This is a genomic window from Lacrimispora struthionigena (assembly GCF_048627165.1).
In the GTDB taxonomy this organism is placed as follows: Bacteria; Bacillota; Clostridia; order Lachnospirales; family Lachnospiraceae; genus Lacrimispora.
Map to the genome: position 1 here is coordinate 140,056 of NZ_JBMBWP010000001.1, position 14,206 is coordinate 154,261.

Below are 14,206 nucleotides of genomic sequence, written 5' to 3' on the forward strand. Positions count from 1 at the left end.
ATTATCAATAATGTCTTGAATTGTGTGAATAGCGTGAATGGATGGAGGAAAAGGGCCATATGACAGTCGAAGATATCAGGAAAATACTGGGTGCAAAAGTGCTGGTGGGAGAGGAGCATATGTCTGAGGAGGTGAAAAGCGCCTGTGGTTCTGACATGATGAGTGATGTGCTTGCTTATTCAAAGGATCATTCTGTACTGCTCACAGGACTATGTAACCCCCAGGTGGTTCGGACTGCTGAAATGCTTGATATTGTGTGCATCGTGTTTGTAAGAGGGAAAAAGCCGGATGAAGCCATGCTTCAGATGGCGGCTGAGAGGGGGATTATTCTCCTGTCCACCGGGCACCGCATGTTTTCTGCCTGCGGAATGCTCTATGAGGCAGGACTACACGGAGGTGCGATTTAATTATGGATATGATTACGTTTCATTATACGATTTCTCCGGATGATTTTACAAGAGCGGGAGAGGCCAGCAGCGATGTGAAGAGCAAATTGAAAAAAATGGGTGTTACACCGGAAGCCGTTCGCAAGGTTGCCATTGCCATGTATGAAGGAGAGATCAATATGGTAATACACGCCAAAGGCGGGGAGATCACGGTACACATATCAACAGAACGGATTGAGATGGTTTTAGAAGATGTTGGTCCCGGCATTCCGGATATTGATCTTGCCATGCAGGCCGGATATTCCACAGCTCCGGATGCGGTTCGCTCCCTTGGTTTCGGTGCGGGAATGGGACTGCCCAATATGAAAAAGTATTCCGATGAGATGGAGATACATACGGTGATTGGAGAAGGAACCACCATTCGAATGGTGGTGAATCTGTAGCCGCAAAAATATGGATTGCTAAAAAGAGGTGAGCCATTGGATAAATTTTATCATTCTGTAAGACTTGATGAGGATCTCTGCATGGGCTGCATTAACTGCATTAAGCGCTGCCCCACCCAGGCGATCAGGGTCAGAAATAAAAAAGCACAGATTAACAGTAAATTCTGTATCGACTGCGGTGAGTGCATCCGTGTATGCCCTCATCACGCCAAACATGCCATTTACGATACCATGGAGGATTTAAAGCAGTTTGAATACACGGTTGCCCTGCCGGCACCATCTTTGTACAGCCAGTTTAATAACTTAGATGATGTGAACATTGTGCTTAATGCACTGCTGCTTATGGGATTCGATGATGTATTTGAAGTGAGCGCGGCAGCGGAACTGGTCAGTGAGGCAACCAGGGAGTATTTAAGCAAGAACCCGGATAAGCTTCCGGTTATTAGTACAGCATGCCCTTCCGTGGTACGGCTCATCCGCGTTCGTTTTCCTAATTTAATCCCCAATCTTCTGCCGCTTAATCCGCCAGTTGAGGTGGCTGCCATACTTGCAGTGAGAAGAGCCATGGAAAAGACCGGACTGCCCAGGGAAAAGATTGGGATCATATTTATTTCACCATGTCCGTCAAAGGTAACTTATGCCCGTGCTCCCCTGGGAACAGATCACAGTGAAGTGGATAAAGTCCTTGCAATTAAAGATGTTTATCCACGGCTTCTTTCCTGCATGAAAGCGGTGGGAGATGAACCGCCGGAGATCGGAACGTCGGGGAAAATCGGCGTCAGCTGGGGAAGAAGCGGAGGAGAAGCAAGCGGTCTCTTTACAGAGGATTATCTGGCTGCAGACGGGATTGAGAATGTTATACGGGTTCTGGAGGATATGGAAGACCAGAAATTTACCAATTTGAAATTTGTGGAGTTAAATGCCTGTAACGGTGGCTGCGTGGGAGGGGTTCTTACTGTAGAAAACCCTTATGTAGCGGAGGTAAAGTTAAAGCGCCTGCGTAAATATATGCCTGTGGCAAGAAGCCATATGGAATCAGAAGGGGAAGAACTTGTGAGATGGACCAGTACTGGTCCAGTATGAGCCGGTATTTCACCTGGGTGACACCATGATGGAAAGCTTTGCAAGGCTCAATCAGGTAGAACGGCTTCTGAAGAAATTTCCGGGACTTGATTGCGGTTCCTGCGGTGCTCCCACCTGTAAGGCACTGGCAGAAGATATTGTCAGAGGGGAAGCCGCGGAGTCGGACTGCATCTATTTCCTCCGGGATAATGTTCATAAGCTGACAAAGGAGGTTGCCAGACTGGCAGCTGATATTGAGGAGGGAGATGGAGACAGCTACAGTAAATTCAGAGCCATGACTTCATATATAGTAAGGATTTCTGATGAAATGAACCAGCTTGACAGGAAAGAGGGGAGAAATCAAAATGACGATAAGGGAATTGATTGATACTGGAGAATTTGAGACGATTCATGTAGGTGAGAGAACGGACAGAAGGATTACAAAACCATTTTGCTGTGATTTATTAAGTATTGCCATGGGCAAAGCGCCTGAGGGGTGTGCATGGGTGACTGTTATGGGAAATATGAACACCTTAGCTGTTGCGTCTTTAACGGATGCCGCCTGTGTGATTCTTGCAGAGGGAGTAGCACCTGACGAGGCCGCAAAACAAAAGGCAATCGAACAGAATATTACAGTAATGAAAACCGGGCTTCCTATTTTTGAAGCAGCTCTGCTGATTGAAAAAAGGCTTTCCCATGAAGACGCTTGAATATGACCTCCATATTCATTCCTGCTTATCCCCCTGCGGCGATGACGATATGACACCTGGTAATATCGTAGGAATGGCAGCGTTAAAAGGACTTGAAGTGATTGCGGTCACAGACCACAATTCCTGCAAGAACTGTCCCGCTGTTTTACATTTTGCAGAGGAATTCGGGATTCTCGCAATTCCTGGTATGGAGCTTTGCACGTCAGAGGAGGTACATGCGGTATGTCTCTTTCCTACACTGTCTAAAGCCATGGAATTCGATGCATATGTGGAGAAGAAACTGATCCCCTTTCCAAATAACGTGGAAATTTTTGGAAATCAGTTTATATATAATAAGGAAGATGAAGCAGCAGGCACGTTTGAAAATCTTCTGATTAACTCCACAGAGATATCCTTTGACGGACTTTGGGCTCTGGTCCGTTCCTTTGACGGTGTTATGTTTCCCGCTCATTTGGACAAAAACGCCAACAGCCTGTTATCAAACCTGGGTTTTGTTCCGCCTGACAGCCGTTTTATGGCGGCGGAAGTGAGGAATTGGGACCGTCTTCCTGAACTGATCAGACAAAACCCGTATCTTGAGTGCTGTACAATTCTTCAGAATTCAGACGCTCATCAGCTGGGGGACATCAAAGAGCCGGGTCAGCCCCTGGAAGTAGAAGAAAAAAGCGTGGAAGGGATAATTTCTGCCCTTTTGAAGGGAAGATTTGTATAAATATGAGGGACTGAAGCTGCAGTCGTTCCTACTCCTGTATGGATGTAAAAGAAAAGGCTCCGGAATACAGAAAACAACTGTATTTTGGGGCTTTTTTTGCTTTTTACTTTCCATTTCCCCCTAATTCCTGTATAGTAGAGATTAGTAACAGGGAAAGGAATGATGTTTTATGAAGAAATTTTTACAACTGGGTCTGGGTGTGACAGCCCTTGCCCTTATAACAGCCTTCGTGCCAGCTTCTCCATTTCCGTCCATGGCGTATGAGACGGCGGCAGCTGCACAAGAGACAACGCAGGTACGAGGCGGCTGGATAGATGAAGACCTGGGGCCGGGAGTTGCCAGATGGGTAGATGAAAACGGGAATATTTCTACAAAGCCAGGAAAGCAGGAAGAGACTCAGGCAGAAACAGCGACACAGTCACAGGCGGAGACAGAAAGTCAAAGTACAGGAGAGACAGCAGGGCAGCAGGAATCATCCGAAACGGAGGGACAACCTGCTGGGAGAGTGATTGATCCTTCCAAACCAATGGTTGCTCTGACCTTTGATGATGGTCCGTACGCTCCGGTGGGAAATCAGATTATGGACAGTCTGGCACAGTATGGCGGAAAAGCAACTTTTTTCGTGGTAGGAAACCGGGCAGCCTATTATCCTGACGAATTAAAGCGTATGGCTGCAGAAGGACATGAGATTGGTAATCATACATATGAGCATAAGTATTTAAACAAGTTAAATGCCCAGCAGATTCAAAGCCAGATTAACCGCTGCAATGATGCCGTACAAGCTGTCTGCGGTGTAAGACCTGTATTAGTCAGACTTCCGGGAGGAAATAAAAACAGCACAGTTCTTCAGAATGTTCATGCGCCTATGATTATGTGGAGTATTGATACGCTGGACTGGAAGACCCGAAACACGGCTAAATCCATACAGACAGTGATGAGCCGGGTGAAAGATGGGGATATTGTGCTGATGCATGAACTCTATCCTCAAAGCGGAGCTGCCGCAGTTGAGATTATCCGCAGATTATCCGAGCAGGGATATCAGCTGGTTACCGTAAGCGAGCTTGCAAGCTATCGGGGCGGAGTGGTTTCCGGCGGAGTTTATTCACAGTTTTATCGATAAGAATAAAAAAAGGAAAACTGTACCCTAATAGTATTACTATTAGGGTACTTTTACTTAATATGGAGAAGGTGAGCCAATTGATACTGAGAATAAAAGACATATTAGAAAAATTAGATGAAACAATAATTATAAAGGCGGTTTTATGCGAAGAAAATCTGACTATACGTGGAGTGAAACTATTAACTGACCATATTACGGTTTTTGATGCTAATATACTTTATATTGGCCGGTATTCTGACATTTCCAATAGTTCCGGCAATAATTTTCCCAGGAATGTTCTTTTGCTTGAGTGTCCGCTTAACCTGGATATTTCTCACGCGGTAAATGAGGAACGTCATGCCAATATGGTTTATATACAGCCGGGAATCACCATGGAGGAACTGCTCAATAATGTTACGGATATACTTGTGGACCAGTATTCGTTAATCGAGCGGCCAGCTGCACTTTTTAATACCATTATACAAGGCAGAGGGCTTCCCTATATTATAGATATAGCCAGTGAGTTATTAGGAAATCCTGTAATGCTGGGAGATAATAATCACCGCTTGTTAGCGGCATCTGATTTTAAGGAAGTAGATGACCTGCCGTGGATGGAATACAGGAACATGGGATTTACAACTTATGAGTATACGCAGAAATATAATTTTAAGCAGTGGATAGAAAAAACAGTACAAAATAAAAAAGCTGTGATTGGAAGTCTTGGAGAGGGTTACAAATATCGAAGGATATTTTGTGCAATACGGCTGGATCGGCGTATTGTGGGTCATTTTGCAGTTCTTGAATCCAACAGGCTTTTTACAGAGAAAGATCTGGAGATAACGGAATTCATATGTGATGTAATAGCAAATGAGATTAAAAACAATCAATCCTCAGGTTTTCAGTATGACTGGCTGGCGAACCGTTTTATTTCGGATCTGATACAGGGAAGTCTTACGGAACCGGAATTGATTAAAGACAGAGCAAAGAGACTGCAGTGGAAATTGCCGGAGAAAAAATATCTTATTATTATAAAATACAATCATTATTCGGAAACATTCAGCTTAATCTCTTTGATAAGAGAATCAAAACTTTTTAAAGGTTCCCATGGAGAGTTAATGTTTCATGATAATCATTTAATATTTATTACAGGCTGCAATCAGTCCCAATACCTGACTAATGAAGAGATTCAGCCCATTACTGATTATTTAAAGCAGATGCACATGAGCGCCGGTGTCAGTCAGAGTTTTGGTGAAATATTGGAGATCCCCGAGGCATACCAGCAGGCATTGGCAGCCATCCGCTTAGGGAAAAAGGAAGCAGCTGAGTTAAGTATCTATCGATATGAAGATTATGGAATTTATGATATGCTGGACCGGATAAAGGAACAAAAGGATCTGATCCATTATTGCCACCCGGATATTTTAAGATTAAAAGAATACGATGAGAACCATAAAACAGATTATTTGAAAAGTTTATATACGTACATTATAAACATGGGGAATCTGGTGGCTTCTGCCGATGATCTGTTTATTCACAGAAATACCATGAACTACCGTTTGTCTAAAATCCAAGAACTGATATCCGTGGATATTTATAACAGGGACTGTTATATGACTTTATATTTTTCCTATAAAATCTTAGAATATATCAGTAAATGAGATAAAAAATCATTTGTGCAGAAATGTCATTGTTTCTGATATTTTTCTAAATAAATGCACGATGCATAAACGTCCGTAAGTATGTTACCATAAATATGTTAATATTTTATCAAAAACATACTTACGGAGGCGGCATATGAATTACGAGATTTTAAACACACCATTTTCAATCGGAAATATGATTGTAAAGAATCGTATTGCCATGGCACCAATGGGACTTAACTCAGGCCATATTGACGGAACCATTGCTGATGATGAAATTGATTATTTTGAAGAGCGGGCAAAAGGGGGAACCGGACTGATCATTATGGGCTGCCAATTCTTAACGCAGGAACTGGCTCAGGGCTCCATGGAAGGATATCTGGATAATACCTATGTGATTCCTCAGTTAACCACATTAGTGGAAGCAGTTCACCGCTATGGAACGAAGATCTGTGCACAGCTCAGCTGCGGTACCGGAAAAAACGCATTTCCTAATATGTTAAATGGAAAGGCGCCTGTTTCTTCTTCCGCAATTCCTTCCATGTTTGATCCGAATTTAATGTGCCGCGAATTAACGGTTGAAGAAATAAGGACTATTATGAAGCAATTTTCCTACTCTGCAAAAGTACTGAAGGATGCTGGTTTTGATGCCATTGAGGTTCATGGTCATGCAGGATATTTAATTGACCAGTTTATGTCAGAAATCTGGAATAAAAGAACAGATGAGTATGGCGGAACACCGGAAAACCGTATGCGTTTTGCCGTTGAAATTGTACAATCCATACGGGAAGCAGTGGGACAAGATATGCCTATCCTGTTTCGAATGGCAGTAAAGCATAATTTTGAAGGCGGACGTACTTTTGAAGAAACCATTCCCCTTATGCAGGAACTGGAAAAAGCAGGAGTCGATGCATTGGATATTGACAGCGGAAGCTATGAAAATATTGATTATATATTTCCACCCGCCTATCTGGGTGATGCCTGTATGGCAGATGTTTGTGAGGTTGCACGTAAGGCGGTTAAAATTCCACTTTTAAATGCCGGTAACCACACTCCGGAAACAGCCGTTCAGTTAATTGAAAGCGGAAATGCTGATTTTGTTTTGATGGGAAGACCTTTAATCGCTGAACCGGAGATGGCAAACAAAATTTTAACTGACAGACGTGATGAAGTTCGTCCCTGTATTCGCTGTAACGATGACTGCATCGGAAGAATTCTCACCAGACTGACGAAAATCAGCTGCTCCGTCAATCCAGCCACTGGGTTCGAGAAACGTTTTAAACTTGAAAAGGTGGATAAACAGCAGCATGTAGTCGTAATCGGAGGAGGTCCTGGTGGAATGGAAGCTGCCAGAACAGCGGCGCTTATGGGACATAAGGTTGACTTGTTTGAAAAAGAGAGTGATCTAGGGGGACAGTTACGCAGTGCAGCAACTCCTCCTTTTAAGAGTCAGCTGCGTGAACTGATTACCTGGTATAAGCGCCAGCTGGAGTTAACGGGAGTTGCAGTACATGTGAATACGGAAATAGGGGAAGATGATCCAGTGTTTGAGAAGGCGGATGCGATCATCGTTGCTACCGGAGCAATTCCAATGATGCCCCCAATTAAGGGTATTGAACGTGCAATTAATGTTCTGGAAGCACATTTGGATGAGAACAAGCTGAAAGGTGAAAAAATCATTTATTGCGGCGGTGGTCTGTCCTCCTGTGACAGTGCTTTGGAAACTGCATTAAGGGGTAAGAAGGTGGCCATTATTGAAATGCTTGATGAAATGGCAGCTGGAGATCATATGATTAACAAAGCATCCTTAATACCAATGCTTTTAGAGAATAAAGTAGAACTTTATACGGGACATAAGGTGCTTGAAATCACGGCTGAAGGTGTTCGGGCTATGGGAAAAGATGGAAAAGAGGTTTTCCTTGAAGGAAACACAGTGGTAGCTTCCTTTGGAATGCTTCCTAACAATGAAACCGCGAAAGCCATTGATGCAAAATACCATAATAAGGTACGCCTGATTGGTGATTGTGCAAAAGTAGGAAAAGTAGGCGGCGCCGTGAGAAGCGGTATGTATGCGGCTATGTCTGTAAGATAATGAATTACAGGGCAGGAATCCTATAAGAGGATTAACCTGCCCTGTTTTTAAATGATTATTTCTCGTCACAAACCTGAAAAATATAAAATTTCAGGTAGTAAGAATTTTCGTCTCCGCTCCAGAGAATTGGGTGGTCTGCAGACTGGGTGCGGTATTCCACCTGACGCAGGCGCTTATGAGCGCTAACAGCCGCTTCTCTTATGGTTTTGGTAAACAACTCGGGGGTCATGAAATGAGAGCAGGAGCAGGTGGCTAAATAACCGCCATCTGTAACAAGCTTTAATCCCCGGATATTGATTTCCCGATACCCCTTCACTGCGTTTTTTACGGAGTTTCTGGACTTGGTAAACGCGGGAGGGTCAAGAATCACCACATCGAATTTTTCCCCGGATTTCTCAAGCTCGGGCAGGAGTTCAAAAACATCGGCACAGCGGAAGGAGACACGATCGGAAAGTCCGTTTAACTCTGCATTCTCCCTTGCCTGCTCAACCCCAAGTTCCGATGCATCGACTCCAATTACTTCTTTTGCACCTGCGATACCCGCATTTAAGGCAAAGGATCCGGTATGGGTAAAGCAGTCTAAAACCCGTTTGTCCCTGCATAAGCGTTTAATGGCAAGCCGGTTGTACTTCTGGTCCAGAAAGAATCCTGTTTTCTGGCCGTCTTCCACATCCACCATATATTTAACATCGTTCTCTGTAATCTCAACCTTAGTATCAAATGGCTCTCCGATGAATCCCTTAAATCGTTCCATCCCTTCCTGAAGCCGTACCTTGGCATCACTGCGTTCATAGATACCCCGGATCTGAATTCCGTCTTCTGCAAAAATATTTTTCAGCTTTTCAAGAATCACAGGTTTTAAGCGGTCAATACCCAGCGCAAGAGATTCCACTACCAGAACATCAGAGAACTTGTCCACTACGATTCCTGGAAGAAAATCGGCTTCTCCGAAGATGATCCGGCAGCTGCTGGTGTCTACAGTAGTTTTCCGGTATTCCCATGCGTTTCGTACCCGCATTTCAATGAAATCCTCATTGATCTCCACATCTTTTTTTCGTGTCATCATGCGGACTGTGATTTTGGAGTTGGTATTAATAAAGCCCCGGCCTAGAACGTAGCCGTCAAAATCATGGACAGTAATGATATCTCCGTTGGTATAATCTCCTGTTATGGTATCAATTTCGTTATCAAAAATCCACATTCCTCCGGCTTTTAATGACCGTCCTTCTCCCTTTTTAATTCTTACGATAGCTGTTTCCATAGTCTGATACTCCTTTGTTTTATGATTGATGCCGTTTCAGCCGGACGAGCAGCTGATATAAGGGCTTAAATAAAATAAGTGAAATAGTGAAATTCCCCATACCGTGGAGGATGTCAAATGGTATTCCGGCAGTCCACCAGACAAAGGCTGCATACAGGCCCCCGGTCAGAAGTGTGGGCAGAGAGGAACATAAACCAAACAGCATACCAAAGGTTCCTGACAGAAGCGCGGCGGAGAATGGTGATGGGCAGTTCTTATTATATAGAAGAAAAATGGCGGCTGGTATAATCGCCCACACATACAGGTAAGAAAACCACCATATGCCAATTCCCCAGAATAATCCTTCCAATAGAACAAACACGTACAGGATAATCCATACGTGTCTGCCAAATACCAAAGTGTATAAAATTAAAAACAAAGAAACCAGCTCCACATTGGGCAGCCAGGATAAGCTTACCTGACTGATCAGTAACAGCGAACTTAAAAACCCATCAATTACCAGATTCTTTGTGGTAATGGGACGATATTGTTTCATGACCCGCCGCCTTTACCATCAGAGAGGGTGTACTGAAAGGTGTAGTGTTCCCCGTCCTTAATCGCCTGCTGGCTGACGCCGTAATTGCATGGTTCTCCGTCACAAAGAAGAGCCCAGTAGGCACCGTCTTTTTTATAATCGGCCTGCTTGCCATTAATTTTAATCACCATCAGGCCCGTTTCCTCGGTGGTGGTTCCTTCCAGAGTAAGACCTGGTATGGCGTTTATGGCTTCCAGTAAGAACTGGGCTTCCGTCTTTAACTGATAGTGGTCTGTTGTCCCATCCTTATATACTACATCTACGGTAATGTTCTTGGTTCCCGCCATAGGAACCGGCCTTGTCAGAGTATAGATGACTAACAGCAGTGCCAGGACTGCTATCGCGGTACAGCCTCCCAAAAAGGGAGAGAGCCTTTTGAATCGATTCATGTTATGCTGACTTCCTTTTTCATTATTCAAATAGCACAGATTAGTATAGCATAGAAGAGAGCACCGCCGCAAGGTGAGAATTTCTATCTTTTCTTAAAAACTTAAGTGATGTATAATGGATCAGTACTGTAGAAAAGAAGGTGGATAACGTATGGCTTTAAAAGAGCAGATATTAAATGAAATAAAGGAATGTGAAAAGCTGTTAATTGGAATCGGAGAGGAATGGAACGGCATTATCGCTGGTGGGGAAGACAGCCTTTATGAAAAACTGGGCGGACTTATAAAAGACAAGGATTATTTTATTGTCACAACACTGACCAATGGGGAGTTGATGAAGTCAGGTCTGGATCCAAAACGTATGGTGGCACCCTGTGGCAATGTAACCTGGAGACAGTGTTCCAAAGCCTGTACGAAAGACATCTGGGAACCTGGAGAGATTCCTGATGATATCTGCCCTCATTGTGGAGAAACGCTGACTGGAAATACCATTCAGGCGGAAACTTATATTGAAGAGGGGTATCTCCCCCAGTGGAATGCCTATACCAGATGGCTGGCAGGAACACTGAATAAAAAACTTGTGATCTTAGAGCTTGGTGTGGGATTTCAGACGCCGACTGTAATCCGGTGGCCTTTTGAGAAAACGGCTTCTGTAAATAACAAGGCATTTCTGTACCGCATTCATGGAAGTTTTGCACAGCTTTCCGAAGGGCTGCGGGAAAAGGCAGAATCAATTCCTGTAAATTCCGTGGAATTCTTAGAAAGCATTTAGTAACGTTTTGCGTTGTGCAGGATCAGGGACTGTGTTAGAATATTGGAAAAAGGCGAAAAAGAGGTGGCTGCCATGATTGCGATTATTGACTATGATGCCGGAAACTTAAAAAGTGTGGAAAAAGCCCTTACTTCGTTAGGGGAGATACCAGTGGTGACCAGGGATAAGGAAACCATACTTGCAGCAGACAAAGTGATTCTACCAGGTGTGGGAGCATTTGGCGACGCCATGGATAAACTTTGCCAGTATGACCTGCCAGATGTGATCCGGAAGGTTACAGAAAAAGGAACTCCTTTTCTGGGAATCTGCCTGGGGCAGCAGCTGTTATTTGACAGCAGTGAGGAATGTGAAGGAGTCAAAGGACTTTCTATTCTTCCGGGAAAAATTGTTCGTTTTCCGGATCAGTCCGGGCTTAAGGTTCCCCATATGGGCTGGAACAGTCTGACAATCAGGCCGGGCGCAAGACTTTTTAAAGGTCTGGATTCCGGTGCATATGTTTATTTTGTCCATTCATATTATTTAGAGGCAGACAGGGAATCGGATGTTGCCGCCTCCTGTGAGTACGGTGTGGCTTTTGGGGCATCGGTGGAACGGGATAATATATTTGCCTGCCAGTTCCACCCGGAAAAGAGCGGAGATACCGGTCTTAAGATACTGAAAAACTTCATTGAACTGACTTAAAGGAGGAACCGGATGCTTACAAAACGAATTATTCCATGTCTGGATGTGCACAACGCAAGAGTGGTAAAGGGTGTTAATTTCGTTAATTTACAGGATGCCGGAGATCCGGTGGAAATCGCAGCCGCCTATGATAAAGCAGGGGCAGATGAGCTGGTATTTCTTGATATTACGGCTTCCTCCGATAACCGGAATACAGTGGTTGATATGGTGCGCCGGGTTGCTGAGAAGGTCTTTATTCCATTTACGGTAGGCGGAGGAATCCGGACAGTAGAGGATTTTAAGATGCTTTTACGGGAAGGGGCGGATAAGATTTCCATCAATTCCTCTGCAATTAATACACCCAGATTGATTTCTGATGCTGCTGATAAGTTTGGACGCCAGTGCGTGGTGGTTGCCATTGATGCAAGAAGACGGTCAGATGGAAGCGGCTGGAATGTCTTTAAGAACGGCGGAAGAATCGATACGGGACTGGATGCCGTAGAGTGGGCTATAAAAGCAGACCGTCTGGGAGCCGGAGAGATTCTGCTCACCAGCATGGACTGTGACGGCACAAAAGCTGGTTATGATGATGAACTGAACCGGATTATTGCAGAGTCTGTATCCGTTCCGGTTATTGCGTCAGGCGGGGCTGGAACCATGGAGCATTTTCACAGTGCTCTTACAGAGGGCAAGGCAGATGCGGCTCTGGCGGCCTCTCTATTTCATTACAAAGAACTGGAAATTATGGAGTTAAAACGGTACTTATCAGAGAAAGGAGTACCGGTTCGGATTTAAAGATGCAAAGGAGAAAAAATGGGAGCAATTGATAACGACTGGCTGGAACCCTTAAACGGGGAGTTTAAAAAGCCATATTACAGAGAACTTTATCAGAAGGTGAGGAAAGAGTACGAAACAACCCAGGTTTTTCCAGACCCCAATGACATATTCAATGCGTTTCAGTTTACCCCCCTTTCCAAGGTTAAGGTGGTAATACTGGGGCAGGATCCTTATCACAACGTGGGTCAGGCTCATGGCCTGTGCTTTTCTGTGAAGCCTGATGTGGATATTCCGCCGTCACTGGTGAATATCTATCAGGAACTGAGAGAGGATTTAGGCTGTGAGGTTCCTAATAACGGATACTTAAAAAAATGGGCAGACCAGGGAATTATGTTACTGAATACCGTATTGACTGTAAGAGCACATGCAGCTAACTCCCATCAGGGAATTGGCTGGGAGACTTTTACCGATGCGGCTATTAAGATTTTAAATGAGCAGGATCGCCCTATGGTCTTTCTTTTATGGGGGCGTCCCGCACAGAATAAGAAGGCAATGCTTACAAATCCCAAACACTTAATACTGGAAGCACCACATCCCAGTCCTCTTTCTGCTTACAGAGGATTCTTTGGATGCAAACATTTCAGCAAAACCAATGCTTATCTGGAAGCAAATGGAATGACTCCAATTGACTGGCAGATAGAAAATATTTAAAATAGAGGAATTAAGATGAATATAATTGAGATATTAAAAGTTATCGTTCTGGGAATCGTGGAAGGATTTACAGAATGGCTGCCAATCAGCAGCACCGGTCATATGATTTTAGTAGATGAGATCATTCATTTAAACCAGCCGGACAGTTATAAAAATATGTTTCTGGTTGTGATTCAGCTGGGGGCAATTCTTGCAGTAGTAGTATTGTATTTTGACAGGTTAAATCCATTTTCCCCAAGAAAAAAGGCGGCTCAGAAAAAAGCAACATTTATTTTATGGAGCAAGATTATACTGGCATGTCTGCCTGCAGCTGTGATTGGAATATTAGTGGATGACATCCTGGATAAATATTTAATGAACGGCTATGTAGTAGCAGCGACTTTAATTATATACGGTGTTCTCTTTCTGGTGATTGAGAACCGGAATAAGTACCGAAACTTTGAAGTGCAGAAGGTGGGAGAGATATCTTACCAGACAGCTCTTTATATTGGTTTGTTCCAGCTGCTTTCCTTAATTCCCGGTACCTCCCGTTCCGGTTCCACCATACTTGGTGCAATGATTTTGGGCTGCTCCAGGGCGGCATCAGCGGAATTTTCATTCTTTCTTGGGATCCCGGTTATGTTTGGTGCCAGCCTTTTAAAGATTGTGAAATTCGGTTTTAATTTTTCAGGAGCTCAGGTTTTTTATCTGATTTTGGGAATGGTTGTGGCATTTGCCGTTTCTGTGTATGCGATTAAGTTTCTTATGGGATATATCAGACAGCATGATTTTAAATTTTTTGGATATTACAGAATTGTCCTTGGGGCAATTGTACTTTTGTATTTTGGTGTAACCGCATTCCTCGGTTAAGGGAACCATGAAAAAGAGAGCTGTCCGCCGGCCAATCGCCGCGGTCAACTCTCTTTTGTATTGTAGGTCATA

15 protein-coding genes and 1 pseudogene are annotated in these 14,206 nt (G+C 43.9%); 13 read left to right on the forward strand and 3 right to left on the reverse strand.

All coding sequences use genetic code 11. The annotated features are described in order from the left end of the window. The first annotated feature begins 59 nt into the window (after positions 1 to 59). The 8 genes and pseudogenes from ACOAOT_RS00685 (at position 60) to ACOAOT_RS00720 (ending at position 8,144) form a co-directional block, all read left to right on the forward strand. Positions 60 to 407: a DRTGG domain-containing protein gene (locus tag ACOAOT_RS00685; RefSeq protein WP_420215168.1), complete on the forward strand. Its 348-nt coding sequence runs from the start codon at positions 60 to 62 to the stop codon at positions 405 to 407. A gap of 2 nt (positions 408 to 409) precedes the next feature. Beyond that, entirely contained in the window at positions 410 to 829 is a 420-nt protein-coding gene (locus ACOAOT_RS00690; protein WP_420215169.1) for an ATP-binding protein, read from the forward strand. Positions 830 to 865: 36 nt separating this feature from the next. Next, a pseudogene (locus ACOAOT_RS00695) lies at positions 866 to 2,279 on the forward strand ([Fe-Fe] hydrogenase large subunit C-terminal domain-containing protein). Next, a complete protein-coding gene (locus ACOAOT_RS00700) occupies positions 2,257 to 2,601 on the forward strand; it encodes a hypothetical protein (RefSeq protein ID WP_420215170.1) in 345 nt (114 codons plus the stop codon). The pseudogene ACOAOT_RS00695 and the gene ACOAOT_RS00700 overlap by 23 nt, the downstream one beginning before the upstream one ends. Continuing rightward, complete coding sequence (locus tag ACOAOT_RS00705; protein WP_420215171.1) at positions 2,588 to 3,313, forward strand: PHP domain-containing protein; 726 nt, start codon at positions 2,588 to 2,590, stop codon at positions 3,311 to 3,313. The genes ACOAOT_RS00700 and ACOAOT_RS00705 overlap by 14 nt, the downstream gene beginning before the upstream one ends. A gap of 169 nt (positions 3,314 to 3,482) precedes the next feature. Continuing rightward, entirely contained in the window at positions 3,483 to 4,433 is a 951-nt protein-coding gene (locus ACOAOT_RS00710; RefSeq protein WP_420215172.1) for a polysaccharide deacetylase family protein, read from the forward strand. A gap of 77 nt (positions 4,434 to 4,510) precedes the next feature. Then, the gene (locus ACOAOT_RS00715) at positions 4,511 to 6,070 is read left to right on the forward strand and encodes a PucR family transcriptional regulator (protein ID WP_420215173.1); all 1,560 of its coding nucleotides are present in this window, start codon (positions 4,511 to 4,513) and stop codon (positions 6,068 to 6,070) included. Between the two features lie 136 nt (positions 6,071 to 6,206). Beyond that, the gene (locus ACOAOT_RS00720) at positions 6,207 to 8,144 is read left to right on the forward strand and encodes an oxidoreductase (RefSeq protein WP_420215174.1); all 1,938 of its coding nucleotides are present in this window, start codon (positions 6,207 to 6,209) and stop codon (positions 8,142 to 8,144) included. Positions 8,145 to 8,199: 55 nt separating this feature from the next. Here ACOAOT_RS00720 and ACOAOT_RS00725 read toward each other — a convergent pair whose 3' ends face one another. Genes ACOAOT_RS00725 through ACOAOT_RS00735 form a run of 3 tightly spaced genes read right to left on the reverse strand, consistent with a single transcriptional unit; the run spans position 8,200 to position 10,368 of the window. Further along, positions 8,200 to 9,405, reverse strand: a complete 1,206-nt coding sequence (locus ACOAOT_RS00725; protein ID WP_420215175.1) for a class I SAM-dependent rRNA methyltransferase — start codon at positions 9,403 to 9,405, stop codon at positions 8,200 to 8,202. Between the two features lie 19 nt (positions 9,406 to 9,424). Next, entirely contained in the window at positions 9,425 to 9,940 is a 516-nt protein-coding gene (locus ACOAOT_RS00730; protein WP_420215177.1) for a hypothetical protein, read from the reverse strand. Further along, a complete protein-coding gene (locus tag ACOAOT_RS00735) occupies positions 9,937 to 10,368 on the reverse strand; it encodes a DUF4430 domain-containing protein (RefSeq protein WP_420215178.1) in 432 nt (143 codons plus the stop codon). Before ACOAOT_RS00735 ends, ACOAOT_RS00730 begins: the two co-directional genes overlap by 4 nt. Positions 10,369 to 10,519: 151 nt before the next feature. Between ACOAOT_RS00735 and ACOAOT_RS00740 the strand changes: the two genes are divergently transcribed. The 5 genes from ACOAOT_RS00740 to ACOAOT_RS00760 all read left to right on the forward strand — a co-directional run bounded on the left by ACOAOT_RS00740 (position 10,520) and on the right by ACOAOT_RS00760 (position 14,134). Beyond that, positions 10,520 to 11,137: a hypothetical protein gene (locus tag ACOAOT_RS00740; protein WP_420215179.1), complete on the forward strand. Its 618-nt coding sequence runs from the start codon at positions 10,520 to 10,522 to the stop codon at positions 11,135 to 11,137. A 72-nt stretch (positions 11,138 to 11,209) separates the two neighbouring features. Beyond that, positions 11,210 to 11,818, forward strand: coding sequence for an imidazole glycerol phosphate synthase subunit HisH (hisH, locus tag ACOAOT_RS00745; protein WP_420215180.1), 609 nt, complete (start codon positions 11,210 to 11,212; stop codon positions 11,816 to 11,818). Between the two features lie 12 nt (positions 11,819 to 11,830). Beyond that, positions 11,831 to 12,592 carry an imidazole glycerol phosphate synthase subunit HisF gene (gene hisF, locus ACOAOT_RS00750; RefSeq protein WP_420215182.1) on the forward strand — a complete coding sequence of 254 codons (762 nt, stop codon included), beginning with the start codon at positions 11,831 to 11,833 and terminating at the stop codon, positions 12,590 to 12,592. A gap of 18 nt (positions 12,593 to 12,610) precedes the next feature. Beyond that, a complete protein-coding gene (locus tag ACOAOT_RS00755) occupies positions 12,611 to 13,285 on the forward strand; it encodes a uracil-DNA glycosylase (protein WP_420215183.1) in 675 nt (224 codons plus the stop codon). A 15-nt stretch (positions 13,286 to 13,300) separates the two neighbouring features. Next, the gene (locus tag ACOAOT_RS00760) at positions 13,301 to 14,134 is read left to right on the forward strand and encodes an undecaprenyl-diphosphate phosphatase (protein ID WP_420215184.1); all 834 of its coding nucleotides are present in this window, start codon (positions 13,301 to 13,303) and stop codon (positions 14,132 to 14,134) included. Positions 14,135 to 14,206: the final 72 nt, after the last annotated feature.